Genomic DNA, 25,422 nt, shown 5'->3' with positions numbered 1-25,422 from the left:
TTTGAAGGAATAGGATTAACTATTCCTTCAAAAAGCTTATAATTTTCGCTTAAAAATATCTCAAAATAACAAATCAATTAGCAATCTTCACAGAACCTAAAATAACATGCATTAACTATATGTGTTTATTTTATCACAAAACTTAATAAAAGCTTTATTATATGAATCTAATTGCCGATTAAATATAGCACTAAAAAATATAATATGTTATATATGCCATTAAGATAATGTTTAATTATTTAATTTGAGGTGCTAATCATGCAAAAGTTACTTTTAATAGCTGCTACAAGTGCAACAATTTTATCTTCTAGCTTATCATTTGCCGAGGGCATGGATAATGAGTGGTATTTAAGAATAGATACCGGTGCAGCAATGTTTAATAAAGAAAAAGATAAGGCAACCGGTGTTAAATTAAAATCTAATACAACTGTTCCAGTTGATTTAGGTATCGGTTATTATATTTCCGAAAACTGTAGAGCCGATTTAACTTTAGGTACTATAATCGGTGGAAAGTTAAAGAAATCCGGAGCTGCGACTAATGCACCTTTTACCGGTACTAATGTTTCAGCAAGCCATAAACCTACTATTACACGTTTACTTATTAACGGTTATGTAGATTTAACTAATTTTGATATGTTCGATGTTTTTGCTGGTGCAGGTGTTGGTCCTGCATTAGTTAAAGAAAAAATTACATATAATGGGATAACCGGTCTTTCATCTAACACTAAAAACAGAACTAATATTTCTTACAAGCTAACTTTAGGTACTTCTGCACAAATTGCTGACGGTGTTAAAGTAGAACTAGCTTATAGCTGGATAGATGATGGTAGAACAAAAAGTAAGAATGTAATTTACCCAGGAACAAGTGTACCAACCGGTGGTATGCGTTATCAAAGCCACAACTTAACAGCTGGTATAAGATTTGATATATAATTAACAAGAATATATTAATAGTTTTAGGTAATAACCTAATATTATACCGTGGCTTATTAACCACGGTATCTAGAAATACAAAAAAAGACTGGATTCCGTGGTTATTAAGCCACGGAGTGACATTAGACGACAACTCAGAAATGTCACTTAAAACTATTTTTTGTCGAATTTAGGTAAAAATTGTAAAATTATTATCTAATATCGTTTTTACTAACAACTAATAAAATTTAAAGGAAAAATTTAACAATATGAAAAAATTACTTTTAATAGCAGCTGCAAGCACCGTACTTTTAACTTCCGGTCTTTCATTTGCTGATTGCGATATGAATTCTTCTGTAGATTCATCTACTAATTCATCGATGTCATCATCTGTGGAAAATCAATGGTATTTAAAACTTAATGTCGGCGGTATGATTTTTAACAAAACAAAACATAAAGATAAAGGAGCAGATTTTAAGTTAAAGTCTAATACAGGATTTACAGGTGAGATCGGTGCGGGTTACTATATTATGGATAATCTAAGAACCGATTTAACAATTGGAACGGTAGCAAGTAGTCATTTAAAGAAATCAAAAACTTATCCAGACAGTGCTTCTTTCTCAGTAAAAAATAAACCTACTATTGTAAATTTATTACTTAACGGTTATGTTGATTTCGTCGATTTAAGCATGTTTAAAGTATTTGCTGGTGCAGGTGTTGGTGCTGCTTTTGTAAAGGAAAAAATTAACTCTAAAGATATTAAAGATGGTGTAACGAAAACTTTCAACGGTACTACTAAAAACAAAACTAACTTTGCTTATCAATTATCTTTAGGAACTTCATTTGAAGTTGCACAAGGTGTAAAAGCTGAACTAGTTTATAGCTGGAGAGATTACGGTAAAACAAAAAATACCACCAAAACTATTGACGGGGATAAAGTTAAATTTGGCGGAACCCATTATAAAGGTCATAACTTAATGGCAGGATTAAGATTTGATATGTAATTAGCTTAAATCTTTTTACAAGCTATTAACACAAAAAAGGAGTCTTTAATTAAAGACTCCTTTTTTTGTTTGTGTGCCTTGGTATTGCCTACGTGGATACTGAGACGTCATGAGCTAAGTGACTGCCAAGGTATTATAGCATGATTCAGCTTTTTCGTCATTGCGAGGAAAATTACGAAGTAATTGACGAAGCAATCCAGTAAAAAGTTCTGATTTACAGCATTTTTATTATTTTTCCTAGATCCTACGGTTGCGGAGTTGTTGTATGGTTCGAAAAGCCCGTACGATGTCATTCCCGCTTCCGCGGGAATGACATAAACTGAGCCAGGCAACAACACCTACAAGCTTGCAGAGTTATAGTAGAGATAGCATTGATATTCATGCCAACAAACTCTTAATCTAAAGACTCTTTTTTCCTTTATAAAACGTTACGTTCATTTGATGTATTGCTTTAAAGCCTAAATAAATTTTAATACGTTCTAGAATAATATCTTGATAATAAGGTAATTCTGCTGCAGTAGCATTATCTTCAGCTTGTATAAACAGCGTATTAATCTTTTGTTTTTTATAAGTATAGGTGGTGATTTTTAAAGGTAATGCTTTAGTGCTGAAGTTAAACCCGACTATTTTATTCCAGTTAATCATGATTTCAGGCAGCAATGGATGTTGTTTGGCAAATATACGTCTAACTATTTTATCGATATCCTCTTTAATTAGCTTCATTTTAATAAACTCTGCACTGTTAAAGTTATGACGGCTAAAGCAAGCATTATAGATATTACGGGAAAATGTAAAGATGTAACCGATATGATCATTAAAAATATATTACAAACTGCTATAATCGATACTACTTGTTTATGAGATTTACCTTTTTGTACTGCTTTTTGAAAAAAATGCTTTAAATGAGGCTGCCAAATTTTTTCTTTATTGAGTAGCCGAATTAATATGGTTAGCACTGCATCAGTGATGTAATATAAGCTAGCAATAGCACAAGCTATAAATAAATTAGTGCTTGTAAGAGCCAGCAGGAGCAAACAAAGACCCGTTAAGAATCCAAGACTAATACTTCCCACGTCTCCTAAAAATATTTTTGCCGGATGCCAATTAAATATTAAAAAACCACAAGAACAACCAAGAATAATAACATTTACACTAGCTATAAAATATGGATTATTAATAGCCGGAAATTGTAAAAAACATAATATAAGCATAGTGCTAGATAGCTGGATAGATTCCACACAACTCATACCGTCTATACCGTCCATAAAATTATATATATTAATAAAACCGCTTAAAGCTATAACTAAAATAGAATATATTAGTATATGTACAGAGTTTAGCTGAGAAAAAAGAAAAATAGCAAAAGTTGCACAAATTAAGTGGACTATTAAACGAATTAGAATAGGTACGGCTTTTAAGTCATCTAAAAAGGAAATCGAAGCAATTGCCAATAATAACGGTAATATTTTTATTGAATTAACAAAGTTATTGCTCGTTATATATTCAAATCCGCTCAAAGCAATCATTACAACAACTACAATAGCAAGACCGCCGCCGCGCGGTGTTATCTTATCATGAGAACGACGGTTACTTGGTATATCAACTAAACCGATAGTAGGAAGATATTTAGTTAATATATATGTTAATATAGCGGTGGATATAAAAGAAAAAATAAATAATGTGCTGTAGCTCTTTATATTCATAGGAACATATTAGATTTAAAACTATAATATTTACGGTTTGGCATGTCTCTACTATCTTATTTATCATATGAATGTCGGCTTTTGAAGGTTCAGGGCTACCGCTTGGATGATGATGCACAAGTATCAGGCTGCTTGCTTTGTTAAATAAAGCTCGTTTAATTATCTCACGTGGATATACCGCAGCTTGGTCTATAGTTCCTTGACTTAAAACCTCATCAGCAATTAAAATATTTTTCTTATTCAAAAATAATATACGAAATTGCTCGAGTCGCATATTGCCCATATTAACTTTTAAATAATCAGTCCAAGAACTCCAAGAAGCACTAATATTTTTATTTATTATTTTTTGTTTCAATACTCTAATTTATCAGCTCACGTATTAGAGCAAAATTGATATATAAATTTTCATTGGTGCCTTTAATACTAACTAGCCTTGCCTTATCAAGGTTAATTAAATCCGTAATATCAAAATGATCAAGTAATTTTTTAGCAAGAGGTTTTACGTCTTTACGAGGGATAGCCGTAAATAACATTACTTCAAGTAATTCGTAATCGGCAAAATGTTCTGCTCCAGCGACAACGAAGCGTTCTTTTACTCTTTTACGGTGACCTATATAATGAGGCGTATCTATTTTATCATTACTAAATTCTAACAAATTATTTTCTAACATTCTTTATGTTTATTCAAATTATAAATAAGTAAAATGTTGCTGATGTCATTCCTAGCTAAAAAAGCGGGAATCCAGTAATCTTTAATGTCATCCTAGCTAACTTGATCGCGGGATCTAGTCTTTTTAAATGCTTTTTGGATCCCGTGGTCAAGCCACGGGATGACACCGAGTGCGTTTTTCGATTCACGCAACAATGTCCCGCGGAAATGGACATAGATAGCCATACAACAAAATCAATTTTTACCCTACAGTTTAGTATGGAGGATAATCAAGTTTTTTAGGTGATAACGTAAATATTTCAAAACCGTCTTTAGTCACGCCTATAGTATGCTCAAATTGAGCCGATAATGATTTATCACGTGTAGTAACTGTCCATCCATCTAGTTTACTTAATATAGTGTCATAATTACCGGCATTTATCATAGGTTCAACTGTGAAAAACATCCCTTCTTCTAACGGTAGACCAATGCCGCTGCGACCGTAATTTAATATTGACGGTTCGTCATGAAAAACTCTTCCGATACCGTGACCCGTATAATCTCTAACCACAGAATAATTATGTTTCTCGGCATAGCTTTGAATAGCATGTCCGATATCACCGAGTTTAGCACCGGGTCTAACTACTTCAATCCCTTTCATCATTGCATCATAAGTTACTTGAATAAGACGCTTTGGCTTAATTGCTACGTCACCGACATAATACATACGGCTAGTATCACCGTACCAACCGTCTAAAATTACCGTAACATCAATATTTACTATATCACCGTTTTTTAACGGTTTATCGTTTGGAATGCCGTGACAAACCACATGATTTATAGAAGTACAAATCGATTTCGGAAAGCCTTTGTAATTTAACGGTGCAGGAACGGCATTATGAGAAGTAATAAAATTATGACAAAGGTCATTTAAACTATTAGTAGTGACGTTCGGTTTTACGTGATCAGTAATAAAATCGAGCGTCTCTGCGGCTAATTTTCCTGCTGCCCGCATCTTTATGAAATCTTTTCCCGTGTGGATTTTTATGGTCATGAGTTTTGGTTACCTTTCCCTCAAGTAAAAAAATATATTTTTCATAATACAAAATGGCGCTTTTAATGTAAATAACTTATCCTATTATTGAGAAGTGCTACTATGTTACTTGATTTAGGTTTTGAATATTATATAATTGCTAATATAATTATTATTTAACATACTGGGTGTAGTTAGGTTATTATTTGCTCTTTCTGTTGTGGCTGTACATTCAACTTCTCATCCATTTCTTAAATTTATAGGTGCAACAATTGCAGTACAATCTTTTTTCATGATTTCCGGCTTTTATATGGCTATGATTCAGAGCAATTATATAAGCAAAATAAAATTTTGGAAAAGTAGATATTTAAGGCTTTATCCTACTTATATCTTTTGTATTTTAGTTACTTTCTTCTTGCAGCAAAACTTTTCTTTTTTAAGGCAATTGTGTAATCTTCCATTTCCGGCTGGTTTTTTTAATTTTTACAAACCTAACAATGTTGTTGCAAGATGTAACAATGTTTATTGGAATTAATAATAATACAAGTACATTTTACAAAATACTTTATTGACTTCACGCCTCCTCTTTATCAATTTTTGTTGATACCTCCTGGTTGGTCAATTGGGTTAGAAATTTCTTTTTATTTAATAATGGCACCTTGGATTCTAAAAAAGAAAAATATCTATATTTTATCCATAATTTGTATATCTTTAATTACTAGAATTATTCTTCAGTTTAATGGATTTATAGGAGATTCTTGGTCTTATAGATTCTTTCCTTCTGAACTTGCAGTTTTCTTAATTGGTAGTCAAGCATTTTATATTTATACTAATCAAGAAATAAACGAAAAAAAGTCTTGGCTTAGTCAATTACTCTATTTATATATTATATTAATAATTATTACTTTTCCGTTTATCCCAATAGAGCCTTAACTAAAAAAATTACTTTTTTATTGTTTATTTCTCTATCTTTAGGCAAAATTTAATTGCTTTACTCTCTTACCCAATGTCTTGTATAATATATTACCTGCTATTTCATATTGGGCTGATAATGGGACATTTCTTAATACGTTGGTTACTTTTATAACAGTAATAATTATTTCTTTTTTAATTTATTTCTTTATTGAAAAACCTATAGAGTATTATAGAAAAAGATATAAAACTCATAATTTAGCTCTTAATATTTAAAACTATGCTATATTACATAAATAAAATTCTTTCAAACAATAAGGTACAAGCGGTTATCTTAGGGATAATCGGGCTTGGGATTGTTACTGTTCTCACGTCATATAATATAGACGATCCGTCTTTTAACTCGGTCACAACAGAGTACCATAGTAATTTAGTCGGAATTTTTGGCTCTTATTTATCGGATTGTTTATATCAATTTTTTGGGTTGGCTGCTTTTATTATACCGCTTGCTTGCTTTGTTTGGGGGAGAAATTGTTGGTATGGAAGATATCGTGGCTCATTTATCCGTATGTTTGTAATGTTGCTTGCTCTCGTTAGCAGTAGCACATTATTATCTAAGATTAAGCTAGAATTCATACCGGCAAATGCAGGTGGAGCTATCGGAATAATAGCTTCTAATTTTTTTGAGCGATTTACAAATCAACTATACTTATTATTAATATTTTTTACCTTTATTATATTAGTTGTTTTATTTGAAATTAAATTTACTTCTTTAAGTAATTTTATTATTAAGCTAGGTAAATTTTTAATCTATCGGATAAAATCTTTTTTACATAATGTATTTTCACGATTGTCGTCGATAACATTATTCTCTACTAAAAACAATGATAATATAAATATAACTTCTTCTTACCAAAAGCCTGTAAGTGAAAAAGTAAAATTCCCTGAAGAAGTGAGACCCGTACCTGCAAATCCTATAAAATTCTTTAGCAAACCTGTTAGTCCTAAAATATCTCAAAGCGCAATAGCAGAATTGCCGCCTATTTCGTTATTACGTGATCCTGAAAACCATCATGTAAAAGGAGCTTCTTCCTCAGAGCTTAAACAAAAGGCTGAAGAGTTATTAACCGTGCTGAATGATTTTGGAGTTAAAGGGCAGATAATTAATATCAATCAAGGACCGGTGGTAACTCAATATGAATTTGAGCCGGCAGCAGGCACGAAAACATCAAGGGTAGTAGGATTATCTGATGATATAGCACGCTCACTATCTGCTTTATCAACAAGGATAGCAGTCATACCCGGCAAAAACGTACTTGGTATTGAGCTTCCTAATAAGCAGCGTGAATTCTTTTGCTTAAAAGAACTTATAGAGACCCCAGAATACCAAGACAAATCAACTTTATTGCCGTTAGTCTTGGGTAAAGATTTGGCAGGTAAGCCGCTGATTGCAGATCTTGCTAAAATGCCTCATTTATTAGTAGCAGGAACCACCGGCTCAGGTAAATCCGTCGGTATTAATGCGATGATTGTGTCGCTCTTATACCGCTATACTCCCGAAGAATGTCGCTTTATCATGATTGATCCGAAAATGCTTGAATTATCGGCTTATGATGGAATACCGCATTTGCTAACTTCCGTGGTAACCGAGCCTTCTAAAGCGGTAGTTGCTCTTAAATGGGCAGTTAAGGAAATGGAAAACCGTTATAGAATGATGAGCAATATCGGTGTTAAGAATATCGCAGGTTATAATGCAAAAATCTTAGAAGCGGTTAAAGAGAATAGGGTAATTGAGCGTTCGATTCAAACTGGTTTTGACCCTGAAACAGGTAAGCCTATTTACGAAACCGTTACAATGAACATGAAAAAACTACCTTACATAGTGGTTATTGTTGATGAGATGGCTGATTTAATGCTAGTTGCTGGTAAGGATATTGAAATGCTGATTCAAAGGCTTGCTCAAATGGCAAGAGCGGCAGGCATCCATATTATTATGGCAACGCAAAGGCCTTCTGTAGACGTTATTACTGGTGTCATTAAAGCCAATTTTCCAAGTCGTATTAGTTTTAAAGTTACCTCTAAAATCGATAGCCGAACGATTTTAGGAGAGCAAGGCTCTGAGCAGTTACTAGGTATGGGTGATATGCTATTTATGGGGAGCACTTCCAAGATAAGTAGGGTACACGGACCGTTTGTTAATGAAGCCGAAATTGAACAAATTACGGAATATTTGAAAGAGAGCGGTACGCCTGAATATATCTCTGCCGTTACAGAGCAACCTGAAGAAGATGATAGTAGCATTGATATCGGTGACGGCACCTCTGATGAAGTGCTTTACAAAAAAGCTGTGCAGATAGTGCGTGACGAACGCAAATCTTCCATTAGCTATATCCAAAGGTCGCTTAGAATTGGCTATAACAAAGCTGCCAACTTAGTTGAGAAGATGGAGAAAGAGGGAATAGTCTCACAACCGAATCATACAGGTAAAAGAGAGATATTATTGCCTGAGAGGTAGGGTATTTTTTTCGTCATGCGCTACGTAGCCGTAGGCGTTGTTGCATGGCTCTTATGTCATTCCTGCCTTCGCAGGAATCCAAGAAAAAAGTATGGATACAGCAAATTTTTGAAATTCAAAGCTCGATTTATTTCGCTTTATGCTTTCGTAGGAATGACATAAGAGCCATGCAACAACGCCTACGCCGTTACGGAATGACATATCATCTATATTATTAATTATAATAGACATATTAAAATAATAGACATATTAAAAAAGTTGCGTTAAAATAACACTTTTTAAGTGATTTAATTTTTATTAAGGTTTACATATGGCTATGACGAATATTTCTCCAAAATTATTTCAAAAAGCAATACAACAAGGTCTTAAAGCCGCTTTATTCACCACCTCAACCGCAGCGATAATGCTGAGTAGTAGCGGGGCACTCGGTGTTGCTGTAGGTGTTATTTCTACTAATAATAATGCAGCATTTAGTGATCTTGCTGTTGCCAATAATTGGAATGATATAACGGCTAAAGGGGTAGCTAATGGTACTCCTGTTGACGGTCCTCAAAATGGTATGGCATTTACTTACGGTGGTGATCATACTATCACTGCAGATGAAGCCGGTTGTATTATTACGGCTATAAATGTTGCGGGTACTACTCCCGTAGGTCTAAATATTACTCAAAATACCGTCGTTGGTTCGATTGTGACGGGAGGTAACTTGTTGCCTGTTACTATTACTGCTGGCAAAAGCTTAACTTTAAACGGTACTAATGCTGTTGCTGCAAATCATGGTTTTGATGCTCCTGCCGATAATTATACAGGTTTAGGAAATATAACTTTAGGGGGAGCGAATGCTGCACTAATTATACAATCTGTAACCCCGGCAAAGATAACACTTGCAGGCAATATAGATGGAGGAGGTATAATAACTGTCAATACAGATGTTGCCATTAACGGAACAATAGGTAATGTTAACCCAGCAGCTCAAATAAGCGTTGGGGCAAGCCCCCTTTCTCTTGGGGGAGCGGTTATTAAAGCTACTACGACTGATTTAACAGATGCTGCGTCGGTATTAACCCTTACAAATGCAAATGCAGTATTAACAGGTGTGATTGATAACACTACAGGCGTTGATAATGTAGGTGTCTTAAATTTAAATGGTGCATTGAGTCAAGTAACCGGGAATATAGGTAATACAAATTCATTAGCCACGATAAGTGTAGGAGCAGGTACAGCCACGTTAGGGGGAGCGGTTATTAAAGCTACTACGACTGATTTAACAGATGCTGCGTCGGTATTAACCCTTACAAATGCAAATGCAGTATTAACAGGTGCGATTGATAACACTACAGGCGTTGATAATGTAGGTGTCTTAAATTTAAATGGTGCATTGAGTCAAGTAACCGGGAATATAGGTAATACAAATTCATTAGCCACGATAAGTGTAGGAGCAGGTACAGCCACGTTAGGGGGAGCGGTTATTAAAGCTACTACGACTGATTTAACAGATGCTGCGTCGGTATTAACCCTTACAAATGCAAATGCAGTATTAACAGGTGCGATTGATAACACTACAGGCGTTGATAATGTAGGTGTCTTAAATTTAAATGGTGCATTGAGTCAAGTAACCGGGAATATAGGTAATACAAATTCATTAGCCACGATAAGTGTAGGAGCAGGTACAGCCACGTTAGGGGGAGCGGTTATTAAAGCTACTACGACTGATTTAACAGATGCTGCGTCGGTATTAACCCTTACAAATGCAAATGCAGTATTAACAGGTGCGATTGATAACACTACAGGCGTTGATAATGTAGGTGTCTTAAATTTAAATGGTGCATTGAGTCAAGTAACCGGGAATATAGGTAATACAAATTCATTAGCCACGATAAGTGTAGGAGCAGGTACAGCCACGTTAGGGGGAGCGGTTATTAAAGCTACTACGACTGATTTAACAGATGCTGCGTCGGTATTAACCCTTACAAATGCAAATGCAGTATTAACAGGTGTGATTGATAACACTACAGGTGTTGATAATGTAGGTGTCTTAAATTTAAATGGTGCATTGAGTCAAGTAACCGGGAATATAGGTAATACAAATTCATTAGCCACGATAAGTGTAGGAGCAGGTACAGCCACGTTAGGGGGAGCGGTTATTAAAGCTACTACGACTGATTTAACAGATGCTGCGTCGGTATTAACCCTTACAAATGCAAATGCAGTATTAACAGGTGCGATTGATAACACTACAGGCGTTGATAATGTAGGTGTCTTAAATTTAAATGGTGCATTGAGTCAAGTAACCGGGAATATAGGTAATACAAATTCATTAGCCACGATAAGTGTAGGAGCAGGTACAGCCACGTTAGGGGGAGCGGTTATTAAAGCTACTACGACTAAATTAACAGATGCTGCGTCAGCAGTGACATTTACGAATCCTGTAGTGGTGACCGGAGCGATAGATAATACCGGTAATGCAAATAATGGTATAGCAACGTTTACCGGTAATAGTACAGTAACTGGCAATATAGGTAATACAGCAGCATTAGCAACAGTGAATGTAGGAGCAGGTTTGTTACAAGTACAAGGCGGAGTGGTAAAAGCGAATGCAATAAACTTAACGGATAATGTGTCAGCAGTGACATTTACGAATCCTGTAGTGGTGACCGGAGCGATAGATAATACCGGTAATGCAAATAATGGTATAGCAACGTTTACCGGTAATAGTACAGTAACTGGCAATATAGGTAATACAGCAGCATTAGCAACAGTGAATGTAGGAGCAGGAATAACATTACAAGCTGGAGGAAGCCTAGCTGCGAATAATATAGATTTTGGAGTCGGAAGTACTTTAGAGTTTAACGGACCTCTTGATGGTGGTGGTAACACAATCCCTTATTATTTTAAAGGAGCTATAGCAAACGGCAATAACGCTATATTAAATGTTAATACAAAGTCACTTACGGCATATCATTCCACTATAGGAACAGTTGCAGAAATCAATATTGGAGCCGGTAACCTTTTTGCAATTGATGCAAGTGCTGGTGATGTTACTATATTAAATGCTCAAGATATTAATTTTGGAGCTCCAGATTCTGCTTTAGCACTTTCTAACTTAACCGGAGTCGGAGTAAAAAATATATTATTAGCAGCTGATTTAGTAGCTCCCGGTGCTAATGGAGGTGATGTAGTCTTTAATGGTGGGGTTAATGGCCTGAATATCGGGAGTAATGTAGTAGGTACCGCTAGAAATATCGGTGATGGAGGCGGTGATAAATTTAACACTTTACTTATTTATAATGCCGTTACAATAACCGACGATGTAAATTTAGAAGGTATACAGAACGTGCATATTAACAATAATGCAGCTTTTACTAGTAGTACAGCATTTAATGCTGGTGCTATACAAATAAACGATGCTACTTATACGATTGATGCAAATAATGGTAATTTAAATGTACCAGCAGGAAATATTCAATTTGCACATGCGAATGCTCAATTAATATTACAAAATACTTCAGGAAACGACCGTACGATCACACTAGGTGCGAATATAGACCCTGATAATGACGATGAGGGTATAGTAACATTAAATTCTGTAACTGCAGGAAAAAAATTAACGATAGCCGGAGGCAAGACGCTTGGTGGAGCTCATAAGTTACACACTATAGTTTTCAAAGGAGCGGGAGATTTCGGCGCGGCAGGTACCACTTTTAATACAACAAATATAGTGCTTGATACTACAGGTCGATTAGAACTTGGAGCTACTACGGCAAACGTAGTTTTACTTAATGATGCTATTCAATTAACTCAAACCGGTGGTAATATTGACGGTTTCTTAGACTTTAATGCAAAAAACGGTACGGTAACATTAAATAACAATGTAAATGTTGCGGGAGCAGTCCAAAATACCGGCGGTACTAATAACGGTACGTTAATAGTTTTAGGTGCAAGTAATCTTAATAGCGTAAACGGGATTGCTATGTTAAAAGTAGGTGCAGGAAATGTAACTATTGCCAAAGGCGGTGACGTTAAAATCGGCGAAGTCCAAGGTACAGGCACAAATACTTTAACATTACCTGCAAACTTTAACTTAACAGGCAGCATAAATAAAACCGGTGGTCAGGCTCTGAAGCTAAACTTCACGAACGGCGGTAGTGTTAGCGGTGTTGTAGGGACTGCGGCTAATTTGGTTGGTGATATCACAACGGCAGGTGCTACAAGTTTTGCAAGCAGTGTTAACGCAAAAGGTACGGCGACACTTGGCGGTACTACAAGTTTTGCCGATACATTCACTAATACAGGTGCGGTTACTTTAGCCAAAGGTTCTATCACTAATTTTGCTAAAAATGTAACGGCTACCAGCTTTGTAGCTAACAGTGCTACTATTAATTTCGGCAATAGCCTAGCCTTTAATAGTAATATAACAGGTAGCGGTACTACACTTACTTTAGGTGCAAATCAAGTAACATATACTGCTGGCACCGGTAGTTTTACCGATACGCTAACCTTAAATACTACTTTTGACGGAGCAGCTAAGTCAGGTGGTAATATCTTAATTAAATCAGGTAGTACTCTTGATTTATCAGGGGTTTCAACTTTAGCACTTGTTGTTACTGCTACTAATTTCGACATTAATAATATAAGTCCAGATACAAAATATACGGTAATATCTGCAGAAACAGTAGGTGGTTTAAAGCCTACTCCTGAAGAGAATGTTAAAATAACTATTAATAATGACAACCGTTTTGTTGACTTTACTTTTGATGCATCGACTTTAACGTTATTTGCAGAGGATATAGCTGCAGATGTTATAGATGAAGCTTTTGAACCGGGTGGACCGCTTGCAAATATCCCAAATGCTGCAAATATAAAGAAATCGCTTGAGTTAATGGAGGATGCTCCCAATGGTTCAGATGCACGTCAAGCTTTCAATAACTTTGGTCTAATGACACCACTACAGGAAGCAGATGCTACAACTCACCTCATGCAAGATGTTGTAAAACCTAGCGATACTATAGCTGCCGTTAATAATCAAGTTGTAGCGAGTAATATATCAAGTAATATAACTGCTCTAAATGCTAGAATGGATAAAGTACAAGCAGTGAATAAAGGTCCTGTTTCTTCCGGTGATGAAGATATGGATGCTAAGTTTGGTGCGTGGATAAGCCCGTTTGTCGGTAATGCAACGCAGAAGATGTGTAACAATATAAGTGGTTATAAGTCTGATACAACTGGTGGCACTATAGGTTTTGACGGCTTAGTTAGCGATGATCTAGCACTCGGACTTGCATATACAAGAGCCGATACTGACATTAAGCTAAAAAATAATAAAACGGGCGATAAGAATAAGGTAGAGAGCAACATCTATTCTTTATACGGTTTATATAATGTACCTTATGAGAATCTCTTCGTTGAAGCTATAGCATCTTACTCAGATAATAAGATAAACAGCAAATCAAGACGTGTTATTGCAACGGCACTAGAGACTGTCGGTTATCAAACTGCAAACGGTAAGTATAAATCTGAAAGCTATACAGGTCAGTTAATGGCTGGTTATACCTATATGATGCCTGAGAACATTAACTTAACACCGCTAGCTGGGCTTAGATATTCGACTATCAAAGATAAGGGCTATAAGGAAACCGGTACTACTTACCAAAATCTTACCGTTAAAGGCAAGAACTATAATACTTTCGACGGTTTACTCGGTGCTAAAGTATCAAGTAATATCAATGTCAATGAAATAGTGCTAACACCTGAGCTTTACGCAATGGTCGATTATGCATTCAAGAGTAAAGTTCCGGCGATTGATGCAAGATTACAAGGTATGACTGCTCCTCTCCCAACCAACAGCTTTAAGCAAAGCAAAACAAGTTTTGATGTCGGTGTCGGTGTTACTGCTAAGCATAAAATGATGGAATACGGGATTAACTACGATACCAATATCGGAAGTAAGTATTTCGCTCAGCAAGGTAGTGTAAAAGTTCGTGTTAATTTTTAATTAACCGTTCTATAATCATAAAAAAGCCTATATAGTTTGACTATATAGGCTTTTTTGCTTTATAATGTAGTCTTGAGAAGCGTCATTGCGAGGAGCGAAGCGACGTGGCAATCTCGTCAAATATCCTGAGATTGCTTCGTCACTTACTTCGTAATTTCCTCGTAATGACGATAAAAACTTAAATAAAAAATTATGTTAGATAATATTAGAAAAACTGCCGATAGTTTTATAATGCGGGTTTTATTCGCAATGATAGCTTTTGCTTTTGTCGGCTTTGGTATTAAAGATGTATTAAACGGAAGAAGAAGCAGCGATATTGTTACTTTTTCTCATGTGAAAAATATCTCCCAGGAAGATTTTTTGAGAGCAAAATCTTTAGAAATTAATGCTATAAGTAAGCAAACGGGAACAAGTTTAACGGATGAAGAAATAGCAAAGTTAAATATTGATAACCGAATCCTAAAAAGGCTTGTTTACGATAATGTTTTAGATTATTTAGTGAGTTATTATGACTTAGATCTAAGTGATGATACAGTTAAAATTTTAGTTAAAGAATCACCGGTTTTTAAAAATGAGCAAGGTGTTTTCAATATAAAAATTTTTAAAACTTATTTTAGAAATTCTTATATGGATGAAGAAAAATATTTATTAAACTTCAAAGAAAAAGCTCTAAAAAATGTTTTTGTCGGTACTTTTGTAGAAAGTTTCTATGTTCCTAAAGCTATGACTAACAATATAGTAGATTATATGGCTGAAAAAAGAGAAGTAGAATTAGTACAAATAGATTTACAAAATAAACCGAAAGATTTACAAATCCCTACTCCTACCGATCAGCAATTAAAGGATTTTTACCAAGATAATAAAACCGCGTTTGAGGTACCTGAGAAACGCAGCTTTTCTTATATTAAAGCTAATATTAAGGATTTAAAAGTCTCAGTTACTCAAGATGAGTTGTTAGAATTTTATAATGAAAATAAAGATGAATTCGGTGATCAAAGTTTTGAAGCAGTACAAAAACAATTACATGATTTATTAAAGGCTCAAAAAATCGACATACTTAATATGGAGTTTGCTAAAAAGCTGGAAGATGAGACGGCAGCCGGTTCTAGCTTAGTTGAAATTGCCGAAAAATATAAGCTACCGATACAAAACGTTCACTATATCAGTTATGCAGAGCTTATTGAAGATAAAATAATTGCTGAAAATGCCGATAGTATTTTTGAGCTTTCGGAAGGTGAATTATCTTATCCTATAGAAACAGAGGATAAAAGCTATCTTATATTGGTAGAATTAAAATCTATTCAGCCGGCAAAAATACCTGAATTTGATGCTATTAAAGAGCAGGTAAATAAAGCTTGGATAAAGCGGAATATTGCAGATGTAAACTTAAAAATTATCAAGGATTTAGCAAAGGAATATAATTCAGATCAAGAGAACATAAAAGAGCTTAAAGCTACCGGAATAAAAATAAGCAAAAAAAGCTATATTAGATCCGAAATGGAAGATGATCTAACACTAACTCCTGAAATATTATTATCAATTTTTAATACTAAAATAGGAAGTAATACACCTGTATTTCAAGTAGGTGATGAAGTATATTTTGCACATATTAAATCTAGAAGTATCGATGAATTAACAGCTAAAAATATTTATGTCAATTCAGAAAAAAATATAATATATAATATTAAAAATTCTGTAATTGACGAGCTAATTAACTACACAATTATTCAGAATGATATGCAGGTAAAAGCTAATTTTAGTAAGTAGCGAAATCCATCAGGTCATACCGTATCGTCATTGTGAGGAAATTACGAAGTAATTGACGAAGCAATCTCAGGATATTTAATGAGATTGCCACGCAGCCTATGGCTGCTCGCAATGATGATAAAATAAGCCGCACATTATAAACAAAAAAATAAAACTATGAGCTTTAAAGATTTACCGGAGTTTTTAAAATTTTTAGAAAAAAACGGTGAGTTAAAGCGTATTGCTCTTGAGGTTAAAACTGACTTAGAAATTACTGAAATTAGTAGAAGAGTATTAGCACAAGGCGGACCTGCATTACTTTTTGAAAATGTTATAAAAGCCGACGGCATTAAGTCCGACATACCTGTTCTAACTAATCTTTATGCTAGTATAAATCGTATTTGTATGGGGCTTAAACTTAAGTCACCCAAAGAATTAAGAGAACTTGGCGTTTTACTAGCATTCCTTAAACAGCCGCAATCTCCCACATCTTTTAAAGAAACATGGTCAATGTTACCGCTTGCTAAGCGTATATTTGCTATGCCTCCTAAAACCGTATCAAAAGCAGCTTGTCATGAAATCGTCATTGACAAACCGAATATCAATATATTGCCGATCCAAAGATGTTGGCCTGATGATATTTCGTCTTTAATTACTTGGGGTATAGTAGTTACTAAAGGTCCAACAAAAGATAAAATCGATAATTACAACCTTGGCGTATATAGAATGCAGGTTATTTCAGAAAATAAGCTATTGATGCGTTGGTTAAAGTTACGGGGCGGAGCAGAGCATCATAAACGTTGGAAAGAAGCAAAAAAAGAACCTTTTCCTGCTGCTATCGTTATCTGGGCAAATCCAGCGGTAACTTTGGCAGCAGTTACGCCGATACCTGAGAATATCTCGGAGTATAATTTTGCTGGTTTACTCGGTAATGAAAAAGTAGAGTTGGTACAATGCAAAACTATTGACCTCAAAGTACCTGCACATAGTGAAATAGTGCTGGAAGGCTATGTAAGTTTAGAGGAGTATTTGCCTGAAGGTCCTTTTGGGGATCACACCGGATATTATAATGATGTTGAGGAATTTCCTGTATTTACGGTTACTGCAATAACGATGAAGAAAAATCCAGTATATTTAAGCACCTATACAGGAAAACCGCCTGATGAGCCATCAATCTTAGGTGAAGCATTAAATGAAATTTTTATTCCTATATTGCAGCAACAATTTCCGGAAATAGTCGATTTTTGGCTTCCACCTGAAGGTTGTTCATATAGAGTTGCGGTAGTATCGATTAAAAAATCCTATCCCGGTCATGCTAAAAGAATAATGCTTGGGATTTGGTCTTACTTACGGCACTTTATGTATAGTAAGTTTATTATAGTTGTAGATGACGATATTGATGTTCGTAACTGGCAAGAAGTAATTTGGGCAATAGCAACAAGAAGCGATCCAAGGCGTGATACGAACTTTATAGATAATTCCCCGATAGATTATTTGGATTTTGCATCTCCTGAGTCAGGCCTTGGTAGTAAAATGGGAATAGATGCAACCGATAAAATATACCCTGAGACAAATAGAAAATGGGGTAAAAAAATAGAAATGAGTCAGGAAGTTATCGACAAGGTTAATAGTATGTGGAATAGTTTAAAGATATAAGGTATACTCGTTTAATTTGAAAAATTGGCATCGTTGTTTCATATTTTTTGATCCTCACGTACTAATATGTACGCTGCGGTCAAAAAATATGAAACGCCTTGCTCTTTTCCAAATTAAACTTCGTATACTGTTTATATTAATTGTTAATTTTTTGAAATATCTTGGAACTAAACATGTATAACATCCCGCACGAGACGATAATTAATAATTTCAAAGAAATTGCCGATAAATATCAAGAGCTTATTGCGCATTTCATGCAAGGTAGGGGGAGTATGATCCCTAGGAGCCTAATTGATAGTGATAAAAACAGAATTATAGCCTCTTTAATGGTAGAACAATTTTGGGCAAACCCTGAAAAATTTTGTCAGCTTAATATTGAATATATTGATAAGTTAAGAGAGCTTACAGCGAATAGCTTTGCAAAGTTTGTCGGTAGTCCGGCAAAAGCTGTATTTTCTCCGGATAATCGAGATAAAAGATTTAAAGCTTCTTCATGGGAGGATAATGTTTATTTTGACTTTGTTAAACAATATTATTTACTATCTAGCGAGTGGCTTAAGCAGAATATAGAACAGTATGAGCTGTCAAATGATCTCAAGCAACATTTAGAGTTTGCAACTAAACATTTTATCGATGTGTTTTCATCTTCAAATTTTGCTTTTTGTAATTCAAAAGTTTTGCGTGAGACATTAGAAAGCGGCGGGCAAAATTTAGTACAAGGGCTAGAAAATTTCTTAAGAGATATAAAAAGTTCAGGTGATATATTAAATATTAAAACTACCAATAAATCTGCTTTTAAACTCGGTAAAAATATTGCGGCGACAAAAGGAAAAGTTATATTCCAAAATGATTTAATGCAATTAATATGTTATGAGCCGAAAGAGAAAGTTCATAAGATTCCGATATTTATTATTCCGCCATGTATAAATAAATATTATATACTCGATTTATCTCCGCATAATTCTTTAGTATCTTTCTTAGTAGAAAATAATTTTCAAGTTTTTCTTATTTCATGGGTTAATCCTGATATCTCTCTATCGGAAAAAGGCTTCGAGGATTATTTAAAAGACGGTATTTTAGCACCTTTTGAGTATGTTAGAAATCTTGGTTTTGAGAAAATTGATTTTGTTGGATATTGCATGGGAGGTACATTCCTTGCTATAGTTATCGTCTACTTCAAAGCAAAAAAAATAGAGTCCGTTCATAGTGCTACTTTCTTTACTACTTTGCTTGATTATACTCATCCCGGCGAGCTTGGAATATTTTTTAATGAAGCTACGATTAACTACATTAAGGAAGATATAAAACTAAAAGGCTATTTTGATGGGTAATATTTATCAAATAGCTTTGTTTACTAAGGGCTAATGATTTAATTTGGACGTTTTTTGTCAATAATTACTTACTCGGTAAAAAACTGATGCCTTTTGATTTGCTATATTGGAATGCGGATTCTACTAACTTGCCGGCAAAAATGTATGAGGAATATTTACAAAATACATATTGCAATAACTTGCTAAAAGAGTCTAATAATTTAGAGGTACTCGGAACACAAATAGATCTTGGAAAAGTTGATTGTAACTCTTTTTTCGTAGCCGCAAAAGAAGATCATATATCTCCATGGCGTTCAATATATGATGGAGTAAAATTATTAAACGGACATAAGATTTTTTGTCTCACGGATTCAGGGCATGTAGCAGGTGTAGTTAACCCTCTCGCTAGTGCTAAATATAATTATCGGCTTAATGACAACTTAAGTTTAAGTAGTCATGAGTGCCTTATGAAAGCTACGGTAAAGGCTCATGGTGGAATTATTGGCTTATAAAAAATAATGATAATAAGCTAGTAGATTCTTTAGATTATCAGAATCTAGAGGCTATTGAAGAAGCTCCAGAAAGTTACGTAAGGAAGTAGGTGTTGTTTGTGGGGATACTAAATCGTCATTGCGAGCAGCCATAGGCTGCGTGGCAATCTCATGAGATTGCTTCGTCAATTACTTTGTAATTTTCCTCGTAATGACGGAAAAGCTGATCTATGCAACGCCTAAAATATAAATAAGTCATGAAGGGAAAAAATAATAAATTTATAGAAATATCTATTGCCTTTATCTTGGGAATTGCTTTAGGTATTTATGGACAGAATCCGGATTATTTTACTAATCTAATAAGTCAAAAATCATTAGCTTTATCTGCTCTGCAAATAAAGCATTACAATATTTCAGAGCTTTCAAGAAGTAAAGTTAGTACATGTTTTACTCCGCCTGCCGGTTGTACTAAGTTTATAGCCAATCAGATAGATAAAGCTGAAGAATCTATTTATATGCAGGCATACGGTATGAGCGATGCGTTAATTACTACTGCACTTATTAATGCACAAGCGCGAGGAGTAAAGGTTAGAATATTGCTTGATCGTAGTAATTTAAAGCAAAAATTTTCTAAATTACATGAATTACAACGAGCAAAAATTGATGTAGGTATAGATAAAGTACCGGGAATCGCGCATAATAAAGTTATAATTATTGATAAAAAGAAAGTAATAACCGGTTCGTTTAATTTCACGGCTGCTGCCGATAAACGTAATGCTGAAAATGTAATTATTATAGAAGATCAGGAGCTAGCAGAATCTTATTTACAAAATTGGTTAAACAGAAAGGCGAGCAACTGAGAGGAGATTCCCACTATGTCATTCCTGCGAAAGCAGGAATTCAGTAGCTAAAAGATATAAATATATTTAATTATATTTAATTTTTTATATTAAAAGCTCAAATAATTTCGCTTTTTTCTAGATTTCCGCTTGCGCAGGAATGACATCAAACGCATTTTTCGTCCATGCAACAATGCCTTCAGTCGCTTAGCTCATGAGGTTGAAAAATTAAGCAGATTTCTTGTTGAAGTTTTTTGTACTTGTTCTGCCATATTTTGCATATTATTATTAGAAGCATGATGAACATTTTCGTCAATGTGCTTTATTTGCGGCTTCTAATATTTTGGTTGAAGACTCATAAGCAATACTTGCTAATATCCTTAGCATTATCCATAGATGTTTCATAAATAGATTTTAAACATTTTTGATGACATTCACTAGCTTGTTTGAAATCTTTAGAAGTTGCTGCTTCTTTAGTAGTATTCAAAATAGTATTAACAGTATTTTGTATAATTTCGGAATTTTTCTTAAGCAAAGATTGCATGCTTTCTGTAGCAATTTAGTTATTAAAAGAATATTCTCATAGCTCTTTGCATTGTATTTGTGATAGATGCTAGATCTACACTAGGGATATTTTTCATAGAACTCATATAAAATTCTGGATTCATATAGGATTTCATTAAATCTAAAAATTGTGTATTATTTCACATTATTCATTCTCCTAAAATTTTTTGTGTTTTATAGGTTACGTATATGTAAACATAAACCCTCAATTCATGCTAACATTTATAAAATTATTAATTGTTAGCATTAAGAATAATATTAAAAATAGTTAAGTTTTTATAAATGTTAGATACATCAATTCAAGCATTAATAAATAAGTGGCAAAAATACCTCGTTTTGCAAAGAAATTACTCTAATCATACAGTAATTTCTTATAATAATGACCTTAAGCATTTCCTTGAGTTTATGAATTATTATAATTCAGAGTTTGTAACGATAAATCATATTAAAACCGCAGATATAAGATTAATCCGAAGTTGGCTTGCAAAACGTAACTGTGATAATTTTACCACTTCTTCAATTTCACGTGGTTTATCTGCAGTAAAAAATTTTTATAGGTTTTTAGAGAAAACAACACAATTAAATAGTCATATAATTTTTTCTATAAAATCTCCTAAAAAGACTAAATTGTTACCAAAAGCTTTATCGGAAGATGATGTAGTAATATCACTTGAACATATTGAAGAATACGGGAATGTTAAGTGGGTAGAACTTAGAAATAAAGCCCTACTTGTTCTTATATACGCTTCAGGTCTACGTATATCGGAAGCATTATCAATTACGAAACTTCATCTACAAAATCTAGAATTTATAAGAATAATAGGTAAAGGTAGTAAAGAAAGAATAATTCCGTGGTTACCGATTGCTAAAAATTTAATTACCCAATATTTAGAAATATTGCCGTATAAGTTAGGTGATAATGAACCCATATTTAGAGGAAAGCAGGGTAAGAAATTGCAGCCACCGGTATTTAATCGTGAATTAATTAAATTAAAGCATTTCTATGGTTTACCGCAGCATTTAACTGCTCATTCATTTAGACATAGTTTTGCTTCACATTTGCTTGCGCATGGTGCAGATTTACGTTCTATTCAAGAGCTATTAGGTCATAAAAGTCTATCTACTACACAAAACTATACTAAAACAAGTATAAAGCATTTAGAAGCTGTATATACTACCGCATATCCAATTAAAAAATAAAATATATTAATATTCATAATCTTCTTGCGTTAATTTTAAGTGATATATTATATTATTTTAAAAACCTTATTAACTAATATATTAAAGCTAATATTGAGATATTAATATGCTAGAAACACCTAAATTACCTATGGGATATAAACCTTCTAACGATGAAGAATATATGTGTCCTAATCACCTAGAATATTTTAGACAAAAACTTTTAAGATGGAAAGAGGATTTATTAAAGGAATCTCAAGAGACTTTAAATCATTTAAAGGAAGAAAATTTAAAAGAATCCGATCTTAACGATTGTGCTACTCATGAAACAGAAAGAGCTTTTGAGCTTCGTAGTAGAAATAGATATTGTAAATTAATGAGTAAAATAGAAGAAGCATTATCACGTATTAAAAATGGGGAATACGGTTACTGTGAAGAAACAGGCGAGCCAATAGGTATAAAAAGATTAGAAGCACGACCTATTGCTGCATTATGTATTGAAGCTCAAGAGCGTCATGAAAATTATGAGAGAAGTCATTTGGATGAGCCTGGGAATTAAGTAGTTAGGTAATTTATGTGCGTGGATCGCAGGAATCCAAAAACATTTAATGTCACCTCGTGGCTTGACCACGGGGTCTAGAAAAACAAATTATTATATTAATAATTTTAGTATTTTTAACTAGATTCCGTGATCAAGTCGCGGAATGACAATAATTCATTTTTGCAGGAATGACACTTGAACATCTAAAACCTAAAGAAGTTAGAGCATTTACTGTTTCAAATAAAGGTAATCCCATAACATTTGAATATGAGCCGGAAATAAATGAGATAAAAGCTTCTGCATAACCGGAAATTTTACATCCGCCGGCTTTATCTATTCCCTCATCCAAAGAACAATAAAAATTAATCTCTTCATCACTTAATTTTTTGAACTTAACAATAGTCTGAACTATTTTTTGTCTAACTGTAAGCTGATCATTCTCTTTTTTGATAATACATAAACCTGTATAGACACGATGACGACGCCCGGATAACATCTTAATACAATTCTTGACTTCTTCATAAGTAGTAGCTTTCGGCAATATTCTTCTACCTACTGCCGCTACGGTATCGGCAGCTATAATTATAGCTGATTCCTCTATTTGAGATGCAATTTTTATAGCTTTTTCGTAAGCAAGTCTTATGGTTAAGGGAGCGGGTAATTCACACAAATTAGGTGTTTCGTCTATATCTGCCGGAATAACTTGTGAAGGGATAATTTTGATTCTATTTAGTAACTCAATTCTTGCAGGAGAGCTTGATACTAATATAATCGGTAGGTTTTTTCTGTTCTGCTTCATACTTATAAAGACTAGTGACGATGAATCACACGCCCCTTAGTTAAATCATAAGGAGTCATTTCTACCATAACTTTATCTCCTAGTAATATTCTGATACGATTTTTACGCATCCTACCGGCAGTATGAGCAATAATTACATGATCATTCTCAAGCTTTACTCTGAAAGTAGCATTAGGTAAAAGTTCAAGTACTGTACCTGTAAACTGAATGAGGTCGTCTTTTGACATTATAATTTATGTTTTTATGGTCGGGGCGGAGAGATTCGAACTCCCGACCCTCTGGTCCCAAACCAGATGCGCTACCAGGCTGCGCTACGCCCCGATAATTAATGATGTCTATACTATATACTCTATTATTCTTAGCAAATCAATTTGTTTATGTAAAAATTTATAGATTTTACCTAGAAAAAGTGGTGTTGTTAGGTTCTAAGCGTCATTGTATCAGTCCTACGGCTTTGTTGTATGGCCCTTATGTTTTACCCGCGGAAGCGGGAATCCAGTCTTTTTTGCTGTCATACCGTGACTTGGCCCCGATCTTGTATAACAGACTGTGTCCTGAGATCCCGCAATCAAGTTGCGGGATGACATTAAAGATTACTGGATTCCTGCTTCCGCAGGAATGACATAAGAGATACAAAAATTAATAAAGTTTTGCGGTTTTCACTAAGAAGCTAAAATAGATAGGTTTTACCCTTGTGTTTCTTAAGTTTTATATACGATTTACCGAATTTCTATAAAAAGTACATAAAGTTTAATTTATTTTGAACAAGAAAAAGTAATCATACTTTTTCTATATAGAAAATACCTTATTTATAAGTATTTTTATAGATATTTTAGTATTTAATTAATGTTTTTCAACTATAATATGTTATTTATACAACAAAATCATAAGTTAGAAAAATTAAGCCCAAATTTAGGAGATATTATGTCAAGTCAACGATAAAAAATTTAATAAAAAAGGCATGTTTGCATCAACTGCGGCATTGATGCTTGCTAGCACTAGTGCCCTTGGTACTGCTAACCGAATCGTAACAGTAGGGGGTGGCTCAGTAGCTGATGGTAGTGCTTTTGACAGAGGAGCATATGTACCAGGTTCATTTGTAACCCTTGGCGAAGTAAATAATTTTACTGCAGATGTGTCAGCAATTCCTGCTATATATTTAGATACCTTTAATAATGCAACAATGACTGTCCAAATAACATAACTCTTGGACCGGTTATACCTGTTGATCTTACTAAAGAAAATGTCGGGCTCGTTGTAGATGTCCCTAACGCTATAAACATCACTTTAACAGGTACGCCAGTTACAAATGCACAAGCACTTGCAGCGGTTCCTCCTTTTGCTCCAGGACCAGGAGAAGCACCAGGGAATACCTTACTATTTTAACAGCTTTAATTTTAACGATTTAGCTAGTACTTTGATTTTTCAGGCTACATCACTTTTTCCTCCTACTGGTGATAATAGAATCGCCTTTATTTCTCAGGTCCAGGTAGTATAGTAACTTCTGTTCAAGGCCAGGCAGATCTTACGTTACAGATTGACACTGACTTTTAATTTAAACATCCAAGTTGGATTAA

21 protein-coding genes, 1 tRNA gene and 1 pseudogene are annotated in these 25,422 nt (G+C 34.2%); 14 read left to right on the top strand and 9 right to left on the bottom strand.

Annotated features, from left to right (window positions below; all coding sequences use genetic code 11):
• Window positions 1-258 precede the first annotated feature (258 nt).
• A complete protein-coding gene (locus tag MCC_RS07055) occupies window positions 259-933 on the top strand; it encodes an outer membrane beta-barrel protein (RefSeq protein ID WP_014409123.1) in 675 nt (224 codons plus the stop codon).
• A gap of 248 nt (window positions 934-1,181) precedes the next feature.
• Window positions 1,182-1,916: an outer membrane protein gene (locus MCC_RS07050; RefSeq protein WP_014409122.1), complete on the top strand. Its 735-nt coding sequence runs from the start codon at window positions 1,182-1,184 to the stop codon at window positions 1,914-1,916.
• A 399-nt stretch (window positions 1,917-2,315) separates the two neighbouring features.
• On the opposite strand, the gene MCC_RS07045 is transcribed toward MCC_RS07050, so the two are convergent.
• The 5 genes from MCC_RS07045 to map all read right to left on the bottom strand — a co-directional run bounded on the left by MCC_RS07045 (window position 2,316) and on the right by map (window position 5,322).
• Complete coding sequence (locus tag MCC_RS07045) at window positions 2,316-2,639, bottom strand: DUF721 domain-containing protein (RefSeq protein ID WP_014409121.1); 324 nt, start codon at window positions 2,637-2,639, stop codon at window positions 2,316-2,318.
• Entirely contained in the window at window positions 2,636-3,619 is a 984-nt protein-coding gene (locus MCC_RS07040; protein WP_014409120.1) for an MraY family glycosyltransferase, read from the bottom strand. Before MCC_RS07040 ends, MCC_RS07045 begins: the two co-directional genes overlap by 4 nt.
• On the bottom strand, window positions 3,543-3,974 hold the full coding sequence (locus tag MCC_RS07035; RefSeq protein WP_014409119.1) for a JAB domain-containing protein: 432 nt from the start codon (window positions 3,972-3,974) through the stop codon (window positions 3,543-3,545). Before MCC_RS07035 ends, MCC_RS07040 begins: the two co-directional genes overlap by 77 nt.
• Before the next feature lie 4 nt (window positions 3,975-3,978).
• The gene (locus MCC_RS07030) at window positions 3,979-4,290 is read right to left on the bottom strand and encodes a UPF0758 domain-containing protein (RefSeq protein ID WP_014409118.1); all 312 of its coding nucleotides are present in this window, start codon (window positions 4,288-4,290) and stop codon (window positions 3,979-3,981) included.
• Between the two features lie 252 nt (window positions 4,291-4,542).
• Window positions 4,543-5,322 carry a type I methionyl aminopeptidase gene (map, locus tag MCC_RS07025; RefSeq protein ID WP_014409117.1) on the bottom strand — a complete coding sequence of 260 codons (780 nt, stop codon included), beginning with the start codon at window positions 5,320-5,322 and terminating at the stop codon, window positions 4,543-4,545.
• A 199-nt stretch (window positions 5,323-5,521) separates the two neighbouring features.
• Between map and MCC_RS11595 the strand changes: the two genes are divergently transcribed.
• The 9 genes from MCC_RS11595 (at window position 5,522) to pld (ending at window position 20,783) form a co-directional block, all read left to right on the top strand.
• The gene (locus MCC_RS11595; RefSeq protein ID WP_408005699.1) at window positions 5,522-5,836 is read left to right on the top strand and encodes an acyltransferase family protein; all 315 of its coding nucleotides are present in this window, start codon (window positions 5,522-5,524) and stop codon (window positions 5,834-5,836) included.
• Entirely contained in the window at window positions 5,827-6,234 is a 408-nt protein-coding gene (locus tag MCC_RS08670; RefSeq protein WP_231288707.1) for a hypothetical protein, read from the top strand. Before MCC_RS11595 ends, MCC_RS08670 begins: the two co-directional genes overlap by 10 nt.
• A 259-nt stretch (window positions 6,235-6,493) precedes the next feature.
• Window positions 6,494-8,728 carry a DNA translocase FtsK gene (locus tag MCC_RS07015; RefSeq protein WP_014409116.1) on the top strand — a complete coding sequence of 745 codons (2,235 nt, stop codon included), beginning with the start codon at window positions 6,494-6,496 and terminating at the stop codon, window positions 8,726-8,728.
• Window positions 8,729-9,044: 316 nt separating this feature from the next.
• Entirely contained in the window at window positions 9,045-14,720 is a 5,676-nt protein-coding gene (locus MCC_RS07005; RefSeq protein ID WP_196792961.1) for an autotransporter outer membrane beta-barrel domain-containing protein, read from the top strand.
• A gap of 192 nt (window positions 14,721-14,912) precedes the next feature.
• Window positions 14,913-16,487 carry a SurA N-terminal domain-containing protein gene (locus MCC_RS07000; RefSeq protein WP_014409114.1) on the top strand — a complete coding sequence of 525 codons (1,575 nt, stop codon included), beginning with the start codon at window positions 14,913-14,915 and terminating at the stop codon, window positions 16,485-16,487.
• 156 nt (window positions 16,488-16,643) lie between these two features.
• Window positions 16,644-18,122: a UbiD family decarboxylase gene (locus tag MCC_RS06995; protein ID WP_014409113.1), complete on the top strand. Its 1,479-nt coding sequence runs from the start codon at window positions 16,644-16,646 to the stop codon at window positions 18,120-18,122.
• Between the two features lie 173 nt (window positions 18,123-18,295).
• Window positions 18,296-19,453: a class I poly(R)-hydroxyalkanoic acid synthase gene (locus MCC_RS06990; protein ID WP_231288706.1), complete on the top strand. Its 1,158-nt coding sequence runs from the start codon at window positions 18,296-18,298 to the stop codon at window positions 19,451-19,453.
• A gap of 86 nt (window positions 19,454-19,539) precedes the next feature.
• Entirely contained in the window at window positions 19,540-19,944 is a 405-nt protein-coding gene (locus MCC_RS10770; protein WP_231288705.1) for a hypothetical protein, read from the top strand.
• Window positions 19,945-20,180: 236 nt separating this feature from the next.
• Window positions 20,181-20,783, top strand: coding sequence for a phospholipase D (gene pld / locus MCC_RS06985; RefSeq protein ID WP_014409112.1), 603 nt, complete (start codon window positions 20,181-20,183; stop codon window positions 20,781-20,783).
• Between the two features lie 334 nt (window positions 20,784-21,117).
• Here pld and MCC_RS11305 read toward each other — a convergent pair.
• A pseudogene (locus MCC_RS11305) lies at window positions 21,118-21,442 on the bottom strand (phasin family protein).
• 166 nt (window positions 21,443-21,608) lie between these two features.
• On the opposite strand from MCC_RS11305, the gene MCC_RS06975 reads away from it, so the two are divergent.
• Complete coding sequence (locus tag MCC_RS06975; RefSeq protein WP_014409110.1) at window positions 21,609-22,526, top strand: tyrosine recombinase XerC; 918 nt, start codon at window positions 21,609-21,611, stop codon at window positions 22,524-22,526.
• A gap of 106 nt (window positions 22,527-22,632) precedes the next feature.
• The gene (gene dksA, locus MCC_RS06970; RefSeq protein WP_014409109.1) at window positions 22,633-23,064 is read left to right on the top strand and encodes an RNA polymerase-binding protein DksA; all 432 of its coding nucleotides are present in this window, start codon (window positions 22,633-22,635) and stop codon (window positions 23,062-23,064) included.
• A 133-nt stretch (window positions 23,065-23,197) separates the two neighbouring features.
• Here dksA and MCC_RS06965 read toward each other — a convergent pair whose 3' ends face one another.
• From MCC_RS06965 to MCC_RS06955, 3 genes are all read right to left on the bottom strand, one after another.
• A complete protein-coding gene (locus MCC_RS06965; RefSeq protein ID WP_014409108.1) occupies window positions 23,198-23,845 on the bottom strand; it encodes a Maf family protein in 648 nt (215 codons plus the stop codon).
• A gap of 11 nt (window positions 23,846-23,856) precedes the next feature.
• The gene (gene infA, locus MCC_RS06960) at window positions 23,857-24,072 is read right to left on the bottom strand and encodes a translation initiation factor IF-1 (RefSeq protein ID WP_014366118.1); all 216 of its coding nucleotides are present in this window, start codon (window positions 24,070-24,072) and stop codon (window positions 23,857-23,859) included.
• A 17-nt stretch (window positions 24,073-24,089) separates the two neighbouring features.
• Window positions 24,090-24,166: transfer RNA gene (locus MCC_RS06955), tRNA-Pro, on the bottom strand.
• A 640-nt stretch (window positions 24,167-24,806) separates the two neighbouring features.
• Here MCC_RS06955 and MCC_RS06950 point away from each other — a divergent pair.
• Complete coding sequence (locus tag MCC_RS06950; RefSeq protein WP_014409107.1) at window positions 24,807-25,049, top strand: hypothetical protein; 243 nt, start codon at window positions 24,807-24,809, stop codon at window positions 25,047-25,049.
• Window positions 25,050-25,422: the final 373 nt, after the last annotated feature.

It is taken from the genome of Rickettsia rhipicephali str. 3-7-female6-CWPP (assembly GCF_000284075.1).
Lineage (GTDB): Bacteria > Pseudomonadota > Alphaproteobacteria > Rickettsiales > Rickettsiaceae > Rickettsia > Rickettsia rickettsii.
This window is presented reverse-complemented; position numbering and strand designations above follow the sequence as displayed.